This is a genomic window from Beduini massiliensis, assembly GCF_000829905.1.
GTDB lineage: Bacteria > Bacillota_I > Bacilli_A > Erysipelotrichales > Coprobacillaceae > Beduini > Beduini massiliensis.
The window spans coordinates 57,906-77,837 of the sequence record NZ_CDPP01000004.1 but is presented as its reverse complement, the minus strand read 5'-3'; the positions used below and the strand labels follow the sequence as shown (position 1 = coordinate 77,837).

The 19,932-nt window shown below is 36.7% G+C and carries 18 protein-coding genes and 4 tRNA genes; 16 read left to right on the top strand and 6 right to left on the bottom strand.

Annotated features, from left to right (window positions below; genetic code table 11):
* Positions 1–80: 80 nt before the first annotated feature.
* A complete protein-coding gene (locus BN1225_RS04175) occupies positions 81–848 on the top strand; it encodes a histidinol-phosphatase (RefSeq protein ID WP_041138573.1) in 768 nt (255 codons plus the stop codon).
* A 95-nt stretch (positions 849–943) separates the two neighbouring features.
* Here BN1225_RS04175 and BN1225_RS04170 read toward each other — a convergent pair whose 3' ends face one another.
* The 5 genes from BN1225_RS04170 to BN1225_RS04150 form a co-directional block, all read right to left on the bottom strand.
* On the bottom strand, positions 944–1,714 hold the full coding sequence (locus BN1225_RS04170) for a MurR/RpiR family transcriptional regulator (RefSeq protein WP_041138572.1): 771 nt from the start codon (positions 1,712–1,714) through the stop codon (positions 944–946).
* A gap of 227 nt (positions 1,715–1,941) precedes the next feature.
* Positions 1,942–2,017, bottom strand: a tRNA-Phe gene (locus BN1225_RS04165).
* A 4-nt stretch (positions 2,018–2,021) separates the two neighbouring features.
* Positions 2,022–2,098, bottom strand: a tRNA-Asp gene (locus BN1225_RS04160).
* Positions 2,099–2,102: 4 nt separating this feature from the next.
* Positions 2,103–2,179 (bottom strand) — tRNA-Met (locus BN1225_RS04155).
* A 17-nt stretch (positions 2,180–2,196) separates the two neighbouring features.
* Positions 2,197–2,289, bottom strand: a tRNA-Ser gene (locus tag BN1225_RS04150).
* Positions 2,290–2,545: 256 nt separating this feature from the next.
* Here BN1225_RS04150 and BN1225_RS04145 point away from each other — a divergent pair.
* The 8 genes from BN1225_RS04145 (at position 2,546) to BN1225_RS04110 (ending at position 13,033) form a co-directional block, all read left to right on the top strand.
* Complete coding sequence (locus tag BN1225_RS04145; protein WP_041138571.1) at positions 2,546–3,562, top strand: D-alanine--D-alanine ligase family protein; 1,017 nt, start codon at positions 2,546–2,548, stop codon at positions 3,560–3,562.
* Positions 3,563–3,880: 318 nt separating this feature from the next.
* Positions 3,881–5,410, top strand: coding sequence for an ABC-F family ATP-binding cassette domain-containing protein (locus BN1225_RS04140; RefSeq protein WP_041138570.1), 1,530 nt, complete (start codon positions 3,881–3,883; stop codon positions 5,408–5,410).
* Between the two features lie 74 nt (positions 5,411–5,484).
* A complete protein-coding gene (recG, locus tag BN1225_RS04135) occupies positions 5,485–7,503 on the top strand; it encodes an ATP-dependent DNA helicase RecG (RefSeq protein WP_041138569.1) in 2,019 nt (672 codons plus the stop codon).
* A gap of 39 nt (positions 7,504–7,542) precedes the next feature.
* Entirely contained in the window at positions 7,543–8,529 is a 987-nt protein-coding gene (gene plsX, locus BN1225_RS04130; protein WP_041138568.1) for a phosphate acyltransferase PlsX, read from the top strand.
* Positions 8,516–9,223 carry a ribonuclease III gene (gene rnc / locus BN1225_RS04125; RefSeq protein WP_041138567.1) on the top strand — a complete coding sequence of 236 codons (708 nt, stop codon included), beginning with the start codon at positions 8,516–8,518 and terminating at the stop codon, positions 9,221–9,223. The genes plsX and rnc overlap by 14 nt, the downstream gene beginning before the upstream one ends.
* Before the next feature lie 35 nt (positions 9,224–9,258).
* Complete coding sequence (locus BN1225_RS14315) at positions 9,259–11,187, top strand: phosphotransferase (RefSeq protein WP_074434796.1); 1,929 nt, start codon at positions 9,259–9,261, stop codon at positions 11,185–11,187.
* A gap of 198 nt (positions 11,188–11,385) precedes the next feature.
* Positions 11,386–12,420: a DNA-processing protein DprA gene (locus tag BN1225_RS04115; protein WP_041138566.1), complete on the top strand. Its 1,035-nt coding sequence runs from the start codon at positions 11,386–11,388 to the stop codon at positions 12,418–12,420.
* The gene (locus BN1225_RS04110; protein ID WP_041138565.1) at positions 12,410–13,033 is read left to right on the top strand and encodes a rhomboid family intramembrane serine protease; all 624 of its coding nucleotides are present in this window, start codon (positions 12,410–12,412) and stop codon (positions 13,031–13,033) included. The genes BN1225_RS04115 and BN1225_RS04110 overlap by 11 nt, the downstream gene beginning before the upstream one ends.
* 30 nt (positions 13,034–13,063) lie before the next feature.
* Here the strand turns inward: BN1225_RS04110 and BN1225_RS04105 are convergent, their stop codons facing one another.
* Positions 13,064–13,612: a hypothetical protein gene (locus BN1225_RS04105; protein ID WP_041138564.1), complete on the bottom strand. Its 549-nt coding sequence runs from the start codon at positions 13,610–13,612 to the stop codon at positions 13,064–13,066.
* Between the two features lie 131 nt (positions 13,613–13,743).
* Between BN1225_RS04105 and BN1225_RS04100 the strand changes: the two genes are divergently transcribed.
* From BN1225_RS04100 to BN1225_RS04070, 7 genes are all read left to right on the top strand, one after another.
* Positions 13,744–14,601, top strand: coding sequence for an HAD family hydrolase (locus BN1225_RS04100; RefSeq protein WP_041138563.1), 858 nt, complete (start codon positions 13,744–13,746; stop codon positions 14,599–14,601).
* Positions 14,598–15,086, top strand: coding sequence for a GNAT family N-acetyltransferase (locus BN1225_RS04095; protein ID WP_041138562.1), 489 nt, complete (start codon positions 14,598–14,600; stop codon positions 15,084–15,086). Before BN1225_RS04100 ends, BN1225_RS04095 begins: the two co-directional genes overlap by 4 nt.
* Positions 15,087–15,198: 112 nt before the next feature.
* Positions 15,199–15,465 (top strand): 30S ribosomal protein S15, encoded by a 267-nt coding sequence (rpsO, locus tag BN1225_RS04090; RefSeq protein ID WP_041138561.1) that lies wholly within the window; start codon positions 15,199–15,201, stop codon positions 15,463–15,465.
* 121 nt (positions 15,466–15,586) lie between these two features.
* Entirely contained in the window at positions 15,587–17,737 is a 2,151-nt protein-coding gene (gene pnp / locus BN1225_RS04085; protein ID WP_041138560.1) for a polyribonucleotide nucleotidyltransferase, read from the top strand.
* Positions 17,730–18,299: a Maf family protein gene (locus BN1225_RS04080; RefSeq protein ID WP_041138559.1), complete on the top strand. Its 570-nt coding sequence runs from the start codon at positions 17,730–17,732 to the stop codon at positions 18,297–18,299. The genes pnp and BN1225_RS04080 overlap by 8 nt, the downstream gene beginning before the upstream one ends.
* A gap of 92 nt (positions 18,300–18,391) precedes the next feature.
* The gene (locus tag BN1225_RS04075) at positions 18,392–19,198 is read left to right on the top strand and encodes a Cof-type HAD-IIB family hydrolase (RefSeq protein ID WP_041138558.1); all 807 of its coding nucleotides are present in this window, start codon (positions 18,392–18,394) and stop codon (positions 19,196–19,198) included.
* A gap of 56 nt (positions 19,199–19,254) precedes the next feature.
* Positions 19,255–19,890 (top strand): DUF2238 domain-containing protein, encoded by a 636-nt coding sequence (locus BN1225_RS04070; protein ID WP_041138557.1) that lies wholly within the window; start codon positions 19,255–19,257, stop codon positions 19,888–19,890.
* The last annotated feature ends 42 nt before the right edge of the window (positions 19,891–19,932 follow it).

The following is a 19,932-nucleotide window of genomic DNA, read 5'->3' as shown; positions in this document are numbered from 1 at the left end:
TAAGAATAAGTAAAATAAATATTTATCCCTTGGCAAAAAAGTAAGCTTTGTATATAATAAATGAGGAAAGAAGGAACGTTATGAAAGCAAATTACCACACACATACACCACGTTGTCATCACGCACGTGGGAATGAAGAACAATACATTGAAGCAGCAATCAAAGCCGGACATCGTGTGATCGGATTTTCAGATCATTCTCCTTGGCATTATAATTCTAAGTTTGTACCAACTATGCGTATGAAGTTATCTGAATTAGATCATTATATAGAAACTTTAAAAGCATTGAGAGAAAAATACAAGGATAAAATAGAAGTGAAAATAGGATTGGAATGTGAATATTATCCTCAATATATGGATTGGCTGAAAGAAACGTTAAAGGAAAAAGAAATCGATTATATTCTATTAGGAAATCATTTCAAGGATAGTGATGAGCATGGGCCTTACTATGGAACGAAGACAGCCGATGACCGCATATTGAAACGTTATGTGGATGATGCGATTGCCGCAATGAAAACGGGGCTATATTCTTATGTGGCACATCCCGATGTTATTCATTATTATGATGCTCAAAGCCCTATATACAAAATAGAGATGGAACGTTTGTGTAAGGCGGCAAAAGAAATGAATATTCCTTTGGAATTCAATTTATTAGGATACAGCACTCAGCGTCATTATCCAAATGAGAATTTTTGGGAAATTGCTGCTAGAATTCAAAATACGGCAATCTTAGGCATTGATGCTCATGATTTGTTTCAATATGAAGATGAAAAATGGGAAGCGAAAGCTACCCAATATTTGAATGATTTAGGTATTCAATTAATTGATGAAATCACGTATTTAAGATGAAAATGAGTTTGGAAGAGCTCCTGACTCTTTTTTATTTTATGTAATTTTCAGCTTTAGTGATTATGTTCATTGAAATAAAGATATAAATAGAAAAATCAAGAAGTAAGCACCATCTCGATAAAAAAGAACATGAGATGTACATAAAGCTGTGAATTTTCCAAATTATGTGGTTGTGCAGCATTTTTGAAAACAGGAATGCAGTGATTAAATAAATGAGAGCGAGATGGATCTTCGATTGCGCTTAACAGTAATTTGTAAGCAGGGCAATGAAGAAGGTAACGTCCTACTCTATTTTCACCTTTAAAAATATTTCCGGTATTCGAAAAAACAATGACACAATCGTCTTTTGAAAGGGTGGTTAGCTGTGAGTAATCATTGACAATGATAATGACTTTTTCTCTACGGGTATAACTCAACGAAAGCTGAATATGCTGTGTCACAACATTCATTGAGACCATTGAAACAAGATAGATTTTAGGATAATAATCAAAAACATCTCGAACAAATTCAATGTCTTTTTTTTGAACCGCATTTAAAAAAGGCAGAAGCCTTTGATTAAAATAACGATCAATATTATCAGGGGTTAAATGCAATGGCTGAACATTTTGAGATAAGATAGAGTGCTGTTTTAAAGCTTTGGCATTAAATGTACAATCATGACGAAATATTTTATAATTCTCATACCCCAACTGATTAATTAGCCTAGAAATGCTGGAGGTAGAAGTTTGACAGCATTTTGCCAGTTCCTCGATTGTCATTTCACCAACTTTATCAAAATGACACTTCACAAAATCAGCAAACCAATACTCCATTCGATCCGGTGCGGATTCATTTATGATTTGGTTTAACTTATCCATTAAATGCATAGTCATTTCCCTCCTCTTATTGCTTTATATTTTACCTTAATTATCAATAAATTAAAAGGGATGGATTATTGTTTGCGTTAGAAAAGAGAAGTAAAATAAAGCAAAATGCCTGTGGAAACAATGGAGTGAACATATGCAAATAAAAAATAGGAACACCTAAGTATTCCTTACTAATTATATAAAATAAAAAGAAGATATCTAACAACCTTCTGCGTTACGTTTTAGAATGGTGGTTCCGGCCGGAATCGAACCAGCGACACGAGGATTTTCAGTCCTCTGCTCTACCGACTGAGCTACGGAACCATAATGGCGGTCTGGACGGGACTCGAACCCGCGACCTCCGCCGTGACAGGGCGGCATTCTAACCAACTGAACTACCAGACCATAATGGTTGCGGGAGAAGGATTTGAACCAACGACCTTCGGGTTATGAGCCCGACGAGCTACCAGACTGCTCCATCCCGCGATATGAAATTTTAAAAATGGCGGAGGTTGAGGGATTCGAACCCCCGCGGGGCTTCCACCCCCTGTCGGTTTTCAAGACCGATCCCTTCAGCCGGACTTGGGTAAACCTCCGTCAACATCTAAATAATACATGATATTTAAAGACATGTCAATAAAAACTACCTGCTTCCTTTATTGCAGATATGAACACTGTTATTTTTGATGGTTTAGAACGCTTTTAGTTCAATATAAAAGATTGCTATATTTTATGATTCTTATATGAATTCCCAGAAGTAATACGAATTAAATCATATAAGTAACTTTATATACCCATTATTTTCTTTCCAAAAAGGTGTGCTTAGCATATAATAGCGTTGAGGTGAAAAAGATGAACATAGTTGTATTAACAGGTGGAAACAGCAGCGAAAGAGATGTCTCTTTATCTTCTGGGACATTAATTCATAAAGCATTGGTAGAAAAGGGATATCAGGCTATTTTGATTGATGTTTGCGAAGATTTACCTGTCATAGAAAATAAAACCTTATTTGAAAGTCGAAAGAATTTTATCGGCGATGCAGCGATTACCGCAAAGCCGTTTATCTTAAATGAAAGTCATCTGGCAAAAAAAGGATACTTTGGTCAGCACGTTTTAGATGTATGTAAGATGGCAGATGTTGTTTTTATTGCGATGCATGGAGCAAATGCCGAAGACGGAAAGATACAGGCAGTATTTGATTTATATGGGATTACTTATACTGGCAGTGGTGCTTTTGCCAGTGGATTAGCCATGGATAAGGCAGTTGCAAAACAGTTGTTTAGGCAAAACAATATTCCTACTGCCAAAAGTATCACCATTTCAAAACATGATAAGGTCGAGGATATATTTGTTCCTTGTGTTGTCAAGCCGTTGAACGGTGGTTCCAGCATTGGGGTTACGATCGTTAACGATCACGCACAATTAGAAGAAAGCTTAAAAGAAGCATTTTTGTTTTGTGATCAAGTATTGATCGAAGATTATATCAGCGGCAGAGAATTCTCCGTTGGTATTTTAGATCGTGATGTCCTGCCAATCATCGAAATCCGTATGGAAGAAGGCTTCTATGATTATTTTAATAAATATCATACGGAAAAAGTATCGGAGATTACCCCGGCACCAATAAATGAAAAGAAGGCGAAAGAAATGTCTAAACTGGCTTTAAAGGCATATGATGTTTTAGGCTTGAAAAATTACGCACGCATTGATTTTATGATGGATGAAAATGGAAATCTATATTGTTTGGAAGCAAATTCCTTGCCAGGGATGACTCCTTCAAGCTTGCTTCCCCAAGAAGCACAGGCAATCGGAATTGACTTTGCCAGCGTATGTGAGAGAATCGTTAGGTACGCACTAGACCATCGAATTTGACATCCATTTCAAAAATGTTTATAATCTTATCGGATGGTGATAGCGATGTTTTATCAATTATATGTGAAAAGATGCAGAAATTCAGCTCCGTACAAAAGAAAACGATGAGGCGTTGTACGGAGATAATCTATATTTAATAAGCACTTCATCGATAAATAGTAAAAAACAGGTAGCTTGACTATCGTTTTAAGCATACTATTTATCGTTGCTATAAGTGGATAATAGAGGATCATGGCAATGCGTTCATGATCTTTTGTATTTTAAGGACAAAAGATAGTATGCTTTTGTCTTTTTTATTTATAAAGGAGAAGAGAAAAAATGAGTTTATTAACAGTAACGAATTTAACTCAGGAATTTGCGGATAAGTGCTTATACCAAGATGCAAATTTTGAGTTGTATAAAGGTGAGCATGCAGGGATTGTGGGAGCAAACGGTGCCGGCAAAAGCACACTTATTAAAATTTTAATTGAAGAATATTTACCTGACCAAGGTCGAATTCTTTGGCAGTCCGGAATCAAAATCGGACATTTAGATCAGTATGCAGTGATAGACAAAGAAGAAACGGTGTTAAGCTATCTGCGTTCAACGGCAAAAGAAAGCTATGAACTAGAGGCTAAGATGCTGATTCTCTATGAAAAAGCAGCGACAGACTCAGAACTTCTAATGACAGCAGGAAAATATCAGGAAGCATTGGAAAAATCTGATTTTTATACCTTGGATGTCCGTATTGAAAAGATTGCTCAAGGGCTGGGGCTGAATGTGATTGGCTTAAACAGGAAAATTGGGCAGTTAAGCGGTGGACAGCGAGCTAAAGTCATTTTAGGAAAATTGTTATTAGAAGAACCGGACGTTTTACTATTGGATGAACCCACTAATTTTTTAGATAAAGAGCATATCGACTGGCTGATTCATTATCTGCAGGAATTCAAAGGGGCATTTATGGTGGTATCGCATGACTTTGATTTTTTGGAAGCGATAACGACTTGTATCTTTGATATTGAGTATGGAACAATTAAGAAATATTACGGGTCATATTCCCATTTTATGAAGCAAAAAGAACACTTACAGGCTGATTATTTACGTCGTTATCAGGCTCAACAGGTGCAGATTAAAAAGACTGAGCAGTTTATTCGCAAAAATATAGCCGGAAATAACTCGAAGATTGCTAAAGGACGACGAAAACAGTTGGAACGACTGGACCGTTTAGCGCCACCGGGAACATTGGCGATACCTAATTTTAGATTCAAGGAACAGTCAGGAACAACCAAAGATATCTTGACAGTTCAACATTTAAGTGTGGGTTATGACCATCCATTGATCGAAGATATCAACCTGTTTGTTCGTGGGGGTGAAAAAGTAGTGATTACCGGTTTTAATGGGGTAGGAAAATCAACATTACTAAAGACTTTGGTGCATGAGATTTTACCTATAAGCGGGACATGTTGTTTTGCAGATCAAGTGAGCTATCGTTATTTTGAACAAGATTTGAAATGGGAAAATCTAAATATAACCCCTTTCGATATTCTTCATACGGCATATCCCGAGTTGAATAATATTGCTATTTACAGCAGTTTAGCGCAGTATGGCATTAAGCGTGACCTTGCTAAAAAAGCTATCGGACAGTTAAGCGGCGGGGAACAATCTAAAGTAAAGCTGTGTCGTTTAGGATTAAGCCCGGCGGATTTGCTGATTTTAGATGAACCCACCAATCATTTAGATCAGTTAACGAAGAATGCCCTAAAAAATGCCTTGATTCAGTTTAACGGCAGTATTTTATTAGTGTGTCATGAAGAAAGTTTCTACCATGATTTTGCTGATCGTATCATTAAAATTGATCAACATTCATAACCTAGGTGAATTAAGTTCCTAGGTTTTTCTTTTGAAACAAACATGATATAATGTTAAACAAAAGGTGGGATAATATGTTTGATATCGATTTAAGTTATTTGAAAATAAACCAGAACAAAGTAGCCTTACTTCAAGAAATGGGTATTGTGACGATTGAGGATCTGATTCGTTTTTATCCCAGCCGTTATGATGTGATTGTGTCAATCCCACCGGTTTTAGTGGACGAAAAGACAATCTTTGAAGGCGTTATCATAGAAGAACCGAAGATTTTCTTTATTCGCCGCAACATGTCAAGAATGACATTTAAAGTTCAGTATCAAGATACAAGTTATTCCATCGCAATCTTTAATCGCCATTTTTTAAGAACGCATTTATCACTTGGAAGCGTGGTGACGATTATCGGGAAACTGCAAAGCCCCAATCAGGTGGTAGCGAGCGATATCAAACTGCAAAGTTTGGAGAGTTTGAGTGGATTTCATCCAATCTATAATCTAAAAAGCGGAATCACCACAAAATCAATGAGTGGCTACATCAAAAAGGGACTGACATTTGTTGATAAAGATTTAATTGACTTTATACCGGAAAATTTGATTCAGCGCTATCAGCTGCCTTATTTAAAAGAGGCTTTGTGGCAAATTCATTTCCCTAAAGATGAAGTGCATTTAAAGCAGGCATTAAAATATCTGAAGTATGAGGAATTTTTAAAATTTCAAATGACTCTATTGTTTATTAAAAGAAATACGCACACTATTGATGTTGGTATTAATAAAACTTTTGATACTCAATCATTGCAGCAGTATATTTATGACCTGCCCTTTGTGTTAACCGATGATCAAATCAGCGTATCTAAGGAAATCTTGCAGGATATTCAAAGCCCTCATATCATGGATCGTTTGGTGCAGGGAGATGTTGGAAGCGGCAAGACGGTGGTTGCCAGTATCGCCATTTATGCGAATCATTTAGCCGGGTATCAGAGTGCTTTGATGGCACCTACTGAAATTTTGGCGTCTCAGCATTATCGCACTCTACAGAAATTATTTGCCAATACTTCGATGCACATTGCTTTGTTGACGGGAAGTCTGCCTGCTAAAGAAAAGAAAGCAATTTATCGTCAGATTGAAAATTATGAAGTGGATGTCGTGGTCGGAACACATGCCTTGATTCAAGATGCTTTGCAGTTTAAAAAGTTGGGACTGGTGATCGCTGATGAACAGCATCGCTTTGGTGTGAATCAACGTAAGAAACTTCAGGATAAAGGAGATAAAGTGGATCTGCTGACAATGTCGGCAACCCCGATCCCAAGAACCGTTGCCATGGTTTTATATGGAGATAAGGATGTATCCGCTATCCATACGATGCCAAGCCGAAGAAAAACGGTACAAACAAAAGTCATTAAAACCAAAAGTATGAAACCGATCTTGCCCCAATTAGAAGCCTATATTAAAGAAGGCGGACAATGTTATGTGGTGTGTCCTTTGGTGGAAGACAGTGAAACGATGGATCTTCAAAGCGCGACTAAAATTTATGATGCGATGTGTGCCTATTACAAAAATAAAATAAGGATTGGTTTACTGCATGGAAGAATGAGTGATGAACAAAAAGATCAGATCATGCAGGCATTTATGAAACATGAATTGGATATCTTAGTGTCTACAACGGTGATTGAAGTAGGAGTAGATGTAGAAAATGCCAATATGATGGTAATTTATGATGCCCATCGCTTCGGATTGAGCCAGCTTCATCAGCTAAGAGGAAGAGTCGGACGTTCGACTCAACAAAGCTATTGCTTTTTGTTTACCTCTTCAAATGATCAGGAAGCATTGGAACGATTGACTTTTTTGGAAAATGAGACCGATGGCTTTAAGATTGCAGAATATGACTTAAAACTTCGTGGTCCGGGGGAACTGTTAGGGCAAAAGCAAAGTGGACTGCCTTCTTTTTTAGTGGCAGATATCATGAAAGATTTCAACATTTTGGAACGTGCCCGTATCGATGCTATGGAGATTATCGATCACATCGATACCCCTCAGTACTATTCGATTCGTAAATATTTAGAAAAGAAAATTGAAAAAAATGAGACTTATTTAGACTAATTTATAAAATATGATATAATGGTAGCCGAGGTGAAAGAAATGATGAATTTAGCCATAGATGCAATGAGCGGCGATCTGGGATCGAAACCCGTTGTAGAAGCAGTCAAAGAATTTATAAAAGATAATAAAGATGTCCACTTGCAAGTTGTTGGGAAAGAAGAGGAATTGAGCGAACTTCAATCTTTAGCACAAGTAACGATCATCGATGCCAGAGATGTCATGGAAATGACAGAAAGTATTTTGGCAGTCAGAAGAAAAAAAGAGTCAAGTATGTTTAAAGCTGTTCATTTAGTGAAAAATAATGAAGCAGATGCTATTGTTTCGTGCGGGAATACAGGAGCTTATTATGCAAGCTGCATGCTGTTTTTAAAAAGAATCGAAGGTGTAGAAAAATCATGTTTGATGGCAACGATGCCTACATATAACCGCAAAGGTGTTTTGATGCTGGATGTAGGAGCTAACGCTGAAAATACTCCTGAACAATTGACTCAGTTTGCCATTATGGGAAGTATTTATGCTTCTTTGGTCAATGGAGTAGCTTCACCAAAAGTGGCTTTGTTGAACATTGGAAGCGAAGAGAAAAAAGGGGATGAGGTACATCAGGCAACATTTAAGCTGCTGAAAGAATCTCATTTAAACTTCCAAGGCAATATTGAAGGAAGAGAAATATTAGATGGTGAAATCGATGTTGTGGTGACAGACGGGTTCAGCGGTAATATCGCGCTTAAATCAATCGAAGGAACCGCAAAAATGGTGATGAAGCTGTTGAAAGAAACATTGATGTCTTCAACCAGCGGGAAAATTGGAGCCTTGATTGCTAAAAGTTCTTTTAAATCATTGATGGATACATTCGATTATCGTTCAGCAGGGGGTGCTTTAATGGTTGGATTTGATCATCCTGTCATCAAAGCACATGGCGGAAGTGATGCTAAAGCCTTTTTAAATGCGATGATCCTTGCAAAAACAATGGTAGAAGCAGATGTGGTTGCAAAAATGAAGGAAGGATTAAATAATGAAACTGATTGATTTTTTAAATCGACATGGGATTCCTTATCAGAATCTTGCTTTATATAAAGAAGCGTTTACCCATGCTTCTTATGTCAATGAACGTCGTGAGATGATCAATGACTATGAACGACTGGAATTTATGGGAGATGCGGTTCTCCAATTATATGTTTCAGATTTTTTATTCAAAAAATTTCCTAATGAATCAGAGGGACAACTGACGACCCATCGGGCTAAGCTTGTACGTGAAGAGTCTTTGGCTCGCTTTGCTAGAGAGTTGGGGATCGGTGAAGTATTATTCCTAGGTGTTGGCGAAGAAAAGAATGGCGGACGTGACCGTGAATCAGTATTGGCCAATGTGTATGAATCATTTATCGGTGCAGTCTATTTGGATGTTGGATCAAAATATGCTCGCAAAATTTTGGAAGAAACCATTTACAAGCATGCCAATGATTTAGATTATGAAGATATAACGGATTATAAGACTAAACTGCAGGAATTGATACAAGCAGATACACGTAAAACGGTCAATTATGAATTGCTGAATACATCGGGTCCAAGCAATGCTCCGGAATTTGAAATTGCGGCAATGATGGATGACATGTGCTTAGGTGTAGGAAAAGGAACCAGCAAAAAAAGAGCGGAACAAAAAGCGGCACAGGATGCTTTAGCGAAACTTGCAAAAACAGATTTTAAAGCGAAAAACGAAGTGTAAGAAACGTGGAAACACGTTTTTTTATGGGAGGAAATATGAAAGAACCGACATTGATCATCTTAGCCGCAGGGTTAGGAAGCCGTTATGGCGGATTAAAGCAGTTAGATGCCTTTTTACCACAAGATAAAACGATCATTGAATATTCACTGTATGATGCTTATAAAGCGGGATTTAGGAAATTTGTTATCGTTATTAAAAAAGAAAATGAAGAAGCTGTAAAACAAATGGTACATCATTCTTTTGATGAGAGCTTTGATATTATGTATGTTTATCAGACTCCTTGGGCAGGACGTTTAAAACCATTAGGAACAGCACATGCTTTATACTGCTGTAAAGATGCCGTCAGCGGAGCAATGGGGATCATTAACGGAGATGATTACTATGGCTACGAATCGTTTGTTAAATTATATTATTTTTTAAAGACGAAAGTCGATGCCCAGAATTATGCGATGGTGGGTTATCGTTTAGAAAATACATTGTCACATTTTGGCGGAGTCAGCCGTGGGATTTGTTATGAAGAAGATGGCTATTTAAAAACGGTTCAAGAATGTACAGGAATTTTTGATGACGAGGGTCAAATAAAATGCGATTTGCCGATTACCTTAAAAAGCAATCAGATTGTATCTATGAATATGTGGGGATTTGATGATCATATCTTCAGTCAGATTGAACATTATTTACATCTCTTTTTAGAAAATGAGTATAAAGATAACCCAGAGAAAGCCGAGTTTTATCTGCCCGCTGTTTTTGACCGTCTAATCAAAGAGGAAAAAGTTCGTGTACATATTCTTAAAAGTGATGCAAAATGGTATGGTGTCACTTATAAAGAAGATCGTCAGGAAGTTATTGATGGTATTACAGGACAGTTAGATCACTATCAAACGAATCTATCCGAGTATGATCGTGTTTTACATAAAATAAAAAAGATTGCTGAACAATTTGATATCAGCGGCGAAATTGTGCAGATTTTATTAAATCAATCGGGAAATATTAATGATACTTATCAAGTAAAGACAACCAAGGATCATTATCTTCTCCAAAGAATCAACCACCATATCTTTAAAAATGTCGAAGGTCTCATGAATAATATGGCATTAGTCACACAGCACCTTTTAGGCATGGGACGTGTTACTTTGGAGTTGGTAAGAACTAAGGAAAATCAACTTTATTTAGTTAATGAGGGAAATTATTATCGTATCTTTAAATTTATTTTAAACAGCTTTACTTATGATTACAGTGAAAACATTGAGGACTTTTACCGTACAGCTAAATGTTTTGGGACTTTCTTTAAAGACCTTCGTGATTTTGATGCATCAACGCTTATTGAAACTATTCCGGACTTTCATAATACGCCTGTTCGCTATCAGCAGTTTGAAAAATGTTTGAAAAGCGGAGATCCAGAGCGTATTACGGAAGCAAAAGAGGAGATTGAGGCATTGATCGAACGTAAAAAAATCAGTCAGCGTCTTTATGATCTTTATGATGCAGGGGAAATCTTACAGCGTGTCTGTCATAATGATACGAAGCTGTCAAATATTCTTATGGATAAAACAACCCGTGAACCTATCTGTGTCATCGATTTTGATACGATCATGCCCGGCTTTATTGGCTATGATTTTGGGGATGCATTGCGTTCTGGAGCGAATCACACTTATGAAGATAATCCTAATCTGGATGAAGTTTATTTTGATTTAGAGCTTTTTGAAGCTTTCAGCAAAGGGTTTTTAGAATCCTTGAAAGATACGCTGACAGCAGGAGAAATCAATGCTTTAGTTGATGGTGTGAAAGTGATTGTCTATGAACAGACCCTGCGTTTTTTGAGCGATTATTTAGATGGTGATCGTTATTATAAAACTTCTTTTCCCAAACATAATTTAATACGTGCTAAAAATCAATTAGCTCTCTTAGTGGATATTGAAAAGAAAGAATCCTTGATGCGAGAAATTATTGAACGCTATAAGTAAATCCATTAAAAAGATAGTATAAAAGAATGTACTATCTTTTTTATATAGGGGATTTATGATATGATAATATGACAGGGTATGACAAAATGGGATGATAGATTATTGCATAGGTCCGCCCGTACTTAGATAAAAAACTTCCGTTTGTTTAATTTGGAACATTAGGAAGATCACCTATAGATGGATATAAGAGGTATGGATATGAAAAATGAATGGAACGACTTAAATCATCAAAGACTGCGACTCTCTTTGGATAGCATCGCACTGCTTCTTTATTGCAGTGAATTTTATGAATGTGAAGAACTGCCAATGACGTTGACGCAATGGAATGATCTGGAAAAGATGCTGAGAGCTTCACAGCTGAAACGTCCGGCAGCCTTGTTAGCTTTAGAATATGAAGCGATTATGATTAATCTGGATATTGATGAAGAATTGGCACATAAGATTGCTTTGCGAAATGTTGGTATTGCTTTTTTATTAGAACAGCTGCAGCGTTTGGAAAGTCTTGGGGTTTTGGTCACCACCAAATATGAAGAAGAATATCCTTATCAATTGAAGCGAAAGATGAAAAAAAACATGCCATTGATCCTATACTATAGTGGAGATATCACGATGCTGAAAGATCCGCTTGTATGTGTGGCAGGACCTATTCGCTCAAATCGCCGCATTGATCAAAATACGAAAGCAGTTATTTCTAAATTAAATGAAGAAAGCTATACATTGATTAGCTGCGGTAATCGTGGAGTAGAGACACTGGCAATGAAACATCAGTTAAGAATTGGTGGAAAAGCAGTGAACTTCTTATGCGGCAATATTATCATTGAAATGAAAGAATATCTTCGTCCAATCAAAAACGGACAGATGCTTTTAGTCAGTGCGGTCTATCCTTTTGCAAATTTTGACTTGGTGCATGCGATTGATCGTAATCAATATGTTTTTTCTTTATCGGAAGTTGCGATTATCATGTATTCACAGATCAATTCGGGAGCCGTATGGCTGAGCGCTATGCAGAATTTCACCCAGCGCTGGACAAAATTAGCGGCAATCATGGATGATGAGTTTTATGGAAATGCACGTTTAATTGAGTTAGGAGCCATTGGTCTAACAATGGATATGATTCAATCCCCATTAACTTTATCCGAGCTGCTTGATCAAGAAGAGGAAAAAATTCAGGAAACAGAGAGTTATGATCAGATATCGATCTATGAATTTTTAGGAGAACAATATGAGATTTGAATGGAAAAAATATAAATTAACATCATTGCTGATCGCTGTTTGTATTGTCGTATATATAGTAACCGTAGTGACATTTGGGCGTGAAACAATGAGTGCTACGCAGGCGATTCAAGCCGGTGGTTTCAATTCTTTGCTAGTTGAATATAATCATGAATACTGGCGTTTTATCACCGCTAACTTTATTCATTTTGGTATTTTGCACTTACTGGTTAACTGTTACAGTTTATACAATGTAGGCAGCTTTATGGAACGTACATTTAACCCTAAGCAATATGCTTTCATTTTATTGATATCCGGTATTTTTACCAATCTTCTGCCTTATATCATGTATTTCTTATTTGGTATCGGTACGTTTAGTGTTGGTGGGGGAATCAGTGGTGTCATCTTTGGCTTATTAGGGGCTATGTGTGTCATTGCTTACCGATATAAAGGTGTCTATTATCATATTTATCGTCAATTGCTGCCGAATATACTTTTGATGTTTGGTATTTCGATTCTATTGCCGAATATTTCGTTATGGGGACATTTAGGTGGATTTATCGGGGGAATTTTGGCAACTTGGATCGTTTCATATTTTATTGATAAAAAGAAGAATCGTCCTTTATATAACTAAAAAAACTATCCGGCTTAGCTTGGATAGTTTTTATGCTTCAGTACTTAATGCTTCCAATTTAGTAAGATAAGGAGTTAAGATATCCTTCATCTGTTCGAATTCAATGAAAGATTCATTGATCGTTGTTTCTACTTCATGTTTATAAGCTTCATTTTTTATGAATTGAACTTCATGATTATTGTACCATGTTTCTAAGTTCATTTTTAGATATTCAAATACAGTTTGTCTCATGCGTTCCGTGTCTGCCTGATCATCCAAGGCATCATAGATAACCTCGATTCCGTCGATACGATCAAGAATATATTGATATTGTCCTAAAATATCATCGAGTTCTTCCACTGAACCCATTTGAGCAAAGAAGGTTTGCATTTTTCCGTCAAAATCATCTACAATTCCTGTTGCATTACGCTGACATTTCTTACAGACATGTCTGTTGAATAAAATGCGTTTACCACAATAAACGCAGCGTCCGCGCCAGAATAACAGATAGACTAATGAGAATGGAAATGTGAAAACCATTGCTAAAACAAATACTACTTTTTGCCCTAAAGATGCTTTAGGAGCCTTTGCGTATGCCATCTAACCACTCCTTCTTATAAAGTTATAACACAAATAGACATTTCTTTCAACTTATTCACTATTTACTAAAGAAGAAAAAAATGAAGCGTTTTCAAAACCTATGTTAAACTAGAAAAGCGGAGGGTTAAAATATGATTAAATTAATAGCGAGCGATATGGATGGCACGTTACTGGATGGAAACGGGGGAATTAGTCCCTATAACGTGGAAATGATCAAAGAAGCAAAAAAGAGAGGGATTCATTTCGTTATTGCGTCAGGAAGAGCCTATGCGGATATTATCCCGGTTACAAAGCAGAGCGGTATAGAATGTGCCTGTGTCACAGGGAACGGAGCAGAGTATATCGATGAAAAAGGAGAAATCATCAGTTCATGCTATTTAGGAGCAGAAGAAGCAATTTTAGTAGTTGATATCTTAAAAGCATTGGATATAAAATTCATGATTTATACGACTGATAACCGTTATTCGATAGAAGCGGTAGAAAATGTGCAGGATGCTTTTATTGCGCGTTCTTTACATAAAGATAAAACACAAACCTATGAAGAAGTAAAAGAACGATTGAAAACACGACATTCTATTTTTAGAATGGAAGAAGTCAAAGATTATCAGTCATTACTGCCAACCAAGAAGATTATTAAAATTGAAGCGTTTGACGTTGATACAAGCAAGATCGAAGAAGCAAAAAAACGATTGAGTGTATTAGGCAACGTTGCCTATCTTTCTTCATTTCCGGATAATGTTGAAATTACGCATATCGATGCAACCAAAGGAAAAATATTATTGAAAGCGGCATCACAGTTGGGAATCAAAGAGGAAGAAGTAATGGTACTAGGAGACAGTTTCAATGATTTAAGTATGTTTGAATTGTTTGAAAACTCTGTTGTCATGGAAAATGGCGAAGAAGAAGTCAAAAAAGTGGCAAAATATAGGACAGAAGCGTATTATGAAGATGGTGTTGGAAAAGCAATTAAAAGGTGGGTGTTAGAATGAATGATGCATTGTATGCATTAATGAAAGAATTATTTGATGAAAATGAGATCCGTCCTCGTGAACAATTGGAAGCGTTTATTAATGAAGGGATATGCAAAATTGAGACCACTATGCAAGACGAGACGATTGAAAGCCTCCTCATCTATTTCGATTTAGAAGATTACGTCTTTATCGATTATCTTGGCATTAATCCTAAATTTCATGGTCAAGGTTTGGGCTCTAAAGTCATGAAGGATTTCTTAGCACGTCAGACTAAGCTGGTCTTATTGGAAGTAGAAAAAGTAGATAATGAATTGAAACAACGTCGTGTTAACTTTTATGAACGGCTTGGACTTATACTTAATGACGGTGATTATGACATGCTTTCTTATCTTGATCCGTCTCAAACAATCCCGATGAAAATCATGAGTTATCCAACAGCTTTGGATAAAGAAGCATTTGAGGTATATGTGAAAAAGATAAAACAGGATATTTATCTATTATAATTGACATTAAGAACAATTTATGGTATAAATTTGATTGCGGCAATCGCTAGGATATCTGAGTTCCTGACGGATACCTTGGCATTCGCTAAGTTTAAGAAAAAGGAGAAAACAAATGTTAACTAGAGAAGAAAAAACAGCTATCATGAAAGAATATGCAACTAAAGAAGGAGATACAGGTTCACCAGAAGTACAAATCGCTGTATTAACTGCTGATATCAACAAATTAAACGCTCACTTCAAAGTGCATAAAAAAGACCATCATTCAAACAGAGGGTTATTAAAGAAAATCGGTAGAAGAAGAGATTTATTAAAATATCTTAAAAATAAAGATATCGAAAGATACGGTGCTTTAATCGAAAAATTAGGATTAAGAAGATAATCCTTATAGGACATCGCCATGCGATGTCTTTTTTTATGATAAGATTTATTTCAATTTTATTTGGATTAACATAATAAAAATGCTATAATGTATTTTGAGAAAAAATGAGGTGAAAAAGCAGATGTCAAAACAAGTATTTAGTATAGATTTTTATGGAAAAAAATTAACAGTAGAAACCGGAGAACTAGCCAAACAAGCAAATGGTTCTGTTTTGGTACGTTATAATGATACCGTTATTTTGTCAACAGCTGTAGCAGGGAAAGAACCGAAAGATGTTGATTTCTTTCCATTGACAGTAACTTATGAAGAAAAATTGTATTCTGTAGGAAAGATCCCGGGAGGATTTTTAAAACGAGAAGGACGTCCCAGCGAACACGGGACATTAACAGCGAGAATGATCGATCGCCCGATTCGTCCGTTATTTGCGGATGGATTCAGAAACGAAGTGCAGATCGTTAACACTGTATTATCTGTAGATCAAGATGCAACACCGGAAATGGCGGCAATGTTTGGGGCGTCTTTGGCGTTGTGTTTATCTGATATTCCATTCAATGGACCGATTGCCGGTGTCACTGTCGGCTATGTCAATGGGGAATTTACAGTTAATGCCGGACCGGAAGAAATGGAAAAAAGTGAGCTTCACTTAGAAGTGGCCGGGACAAAAGATGCCATCAACATGGTAGAAGCAGACGCGAAAGAAGTTAGCGAAGAAGTTATTTTAGAAGCTTTGGCTTTCGGACATGAAAAAATCAAAGAATTGATTGCTTTCCAAGAACAAATCGTGATGCAATGTGGAAAAGCAAAACAAGAGATTCCTTTGTTTACATTAGATCAGACAATCGTGGATGAAGTCACTGCCATGGCTTATGACCGTATGAAAGCGGCAGTCAGCCTGCCTGGTAAATTAGAACGTTACGGAGCTATCGATGATTTGATGGCAGAAGTAAAAGCAGACTTCGAAGCACGCGAATTTGACAATGAAGAGATTAAGAAATCTGTTTTAAAACAAGTAGGAATCGTTTTACATGACTTAGAAAAAGACGAAGTAAGACGTTTGATAACAGAACAAAAGATTCGTCCGGATGGAAGAAAATTAGATGAAATTCGTCCATTGGATGCTCAAGTAGATTTACTGCCGCGTGTTCATGGTTCCGCTTTGTTTACTCGTGGAGAAACACAGGTATTATCTGCATGTACATTAGGCGCAATGGGAGAACATCAAAAAATCGATGGTTTAGGACTAGAAGATCAAAAACGTTTCATGCATCATTACAACTTCCCACCCTATTCGGTTGGAGAAACTGGACGAATGGGTGCTCCGGGCAGACGTGAAATCGGGCATGGAGCTTTAGGGGAAAGAGCTTTAGCTCAAGTTATTCCTTCTGAGGAAGAGTTCCCATATACAATTCGTGTTGTATCAGAAGTATTAGAGTCAAATGGATCATCATCACAGGCCTCAATCTGTGCCTCTACAATGGCATTAATGACCGCTGGAGTACCTATTTCTGCCCCTGTTGCAGGAATTGCGATGGGACTTGTGAAAAAAGGGGATGATTATACCATCTTGACAGATATTCAAGGGATGGAAGATCATTTAGGAGATATGGATTTTAAAGTAGCAGGAACGACAAACGGAATCTGTGCTTTGCAAATGGATATTAAGATTGATGGGATTACTCAGGAAATCTTAAAGGAAGCATTGGCACAAGCAAAGATCGGACGTGAACAGATCATGAAAACAATGTTGGATGCAATCAGTGAAGTAAGACCGCAGTTATCGGCTTATGCACCAAAAGTATTCCAGATGCATATCGATCCTGATCAAATCAGAGATGTTATTGGTCCTGGTGGAAAAATGATTAATGAAATCATTGAAAAATCAAATGATGTAAAGATCGATATTGAACAAGATGGACGTGTTGTGATTTATCATACGGATCAAAACGCCATCAATACAGCGGCAAAACTAATTGAAGCAATTGTAAAGAAAGCCCAAAAAGGTGAAATTTATGAAGCTAAAGTGGTTCGATTAGAAAAATATGGGGCTTTTGTTAACTTGTTTGAGGGTACAGACGGATTGCTTCACGTATCTCAGATTGCCCATGAACGAGTAGCCGCACCTTCCGATGTCTTGAAATTAGGAGACACTGTCCGTGTTGTGGTGACAGATATTGATGAAAAAGGACGTGTCAATGTTTCTGCAAAAGCATTGCTGCCTAAGCCTGAAAAGAAAGAACCGGTAAAAAAAGAAGAAGTAAAGCCAAATGAATAATATTATCTTGGCTTCTCTTTCACCTCGTCGTCATGAACTGTTAAGTCAGCTAGGGATTCCTTTTATAGTAGAAAGTGCAAATATTGAAGAAATAATGGATGATCGTCTGCCCTTAGATTTACGTTTGGAAGACTTGGCATATCAAAAGGCGTTGCCGATTGCTCGGCTTCATCCTCAATCCATTGTGATTGGAGCAGATACGATTGTTAGCTTTCATGATCAAGTATTGGGAAAGCCAAAAGATTATCAAGAGGCTAAAAAGATGCTGTTGATGTTTTCCGGCAAGTCACAGTATGTTTATACCAGTGTTACCTTGCTTCAAGGAGAAAAAAGAATCAGTTTCACATGCAAAACGGAAGTGATTTTTAAACACTTGGATGAAAAACAAGTAGAAGCGTATTTAAGTTATAATGAATGGCAAGATAAAGCAGGCGCTTATGCGATTCAAGGTGCCGGAGAAATGCTGGTTGATCATTATATCGGAGATTTCGATACGATCGTCGGATTACCGCTAGAACAGTTGCGTCATGTTTTGAAAGAAGAATTTGATATTGAAGCTTGAGAAAATCAAGCTTTTTTTGCTTTCAGAATATGGAATTTATTGTTCATTCTTATATCAATGTGATAGGATTCTAAGCATAAGGAGGATGAAAAATGATTAGACTTATTGCAGTAGATATGGATGGGACCTTTTTAAATCACCATTTGGAATACGATCGCAAGCGTTTTCGTGAATTATATCAAATCATGAAAGAACAGGATATTAAATTTGTTGTTGCCAGTGGAAATCAATATTATCAGTTGAAATCTTTTTTTGAAGACTATCAAGATGAACTGATTTATGTGGCAGAAAACGGAGCTTTGGTGATTGACCGGCAAGAAGTCCTGTTTTCGGCGGATATTCCTAAAAAGGAAATTCACCACATTTTAAATATCCTTGAACACTACCCGGAAATCGAAAAGATTTTATGTGGATTAAACAGTGCATATATATCAAGTGAGATTCCGGATGAACTATACAAATGGATGCAGCTTTACTTGCACCGTTTAAAGAAAGTAGATGATTTTTATAGTGTCGAAGATCAGTTCTTAAAAATTGCTTTAACTTGTCCAGTGGAAAAAACATATTCATTGACCGAGGCATTAGATAAAGAAATGAAGGGGAAAATCAGACCTGTAACTAGTGGGCATGGATGTATTGATCTTATTGTTCAAGATTATCATAAAGCCAGCGGCATTCAACGAATCTGTGACCGATATGGAATTTTACCAGAAGAATGCATGGCTTTTGGTGACGGAGATAATGATATTGAGATGCTGAAGCATTGTTTTTATAGTTATGCTATGAAAAATGGGACGGACAGGGTTAAAGCTGCCGCCCGTTATGAAACGTTATCGAATGAAGAAGGTGGTGTCATCAAAGCGATCGAAAAGCACTTTAAAGAAATGAAATTAATTTAGTATATCCGTGGTAATCTATTTAAATGGGGCATATAATAATAGCATTGAGGTGTAATATGAAAAAAAGAAAATCATTTTGGCTGACAGCAACCATCCTTTTTTATATTGCTGGATTAGCCTATTCCGTTTATTACAATTTAAACGGGCATACGGAACTTTGGTTAGTTCCCGTCTCTTGTCTTGTGCCATTTATTGTGCCGATCGTATTCAAACTCCTACATATCAAAATAACAGAAAGAATTATGATCTTAAATTTATTATTTTGTTTCTTTGCGGCGATTGTCGGGAGTACATTAGGAGGTTATAATCAGCCTTATTACGATAAGGTTGTTCATTTTGGCAGTGGGTTGTTGCTGACGATGGCAGGATATATTTTATTTTGTGTTTTAAAAAAAATCCGTCGTGTTGAGGGAAAAGAAGATGCTTATGTCATGATCATCTTTATTAATGCCTTTAATTTAGCGATTGCTGTATTATGGGAATTTTACGAATATGCGATGCTGGTCTTTTTTAATTATGATTGTATCAATCACTATTCAACAGGAATTCATGACAGTATGACCGATATGCTGTGTGCGTTTGTCGGCGGGCTGTTGATTACATTAGGTATTTACCATTCTTATCATCGTCATCAACCTAATTTTTTAACGAAAATTTATGAAGAGCTGTTTGATGCGAATGAAAAGGTTTGAGTTTCTCAAATCTTTTTCTTTTTGCATATAATCGACATCTTT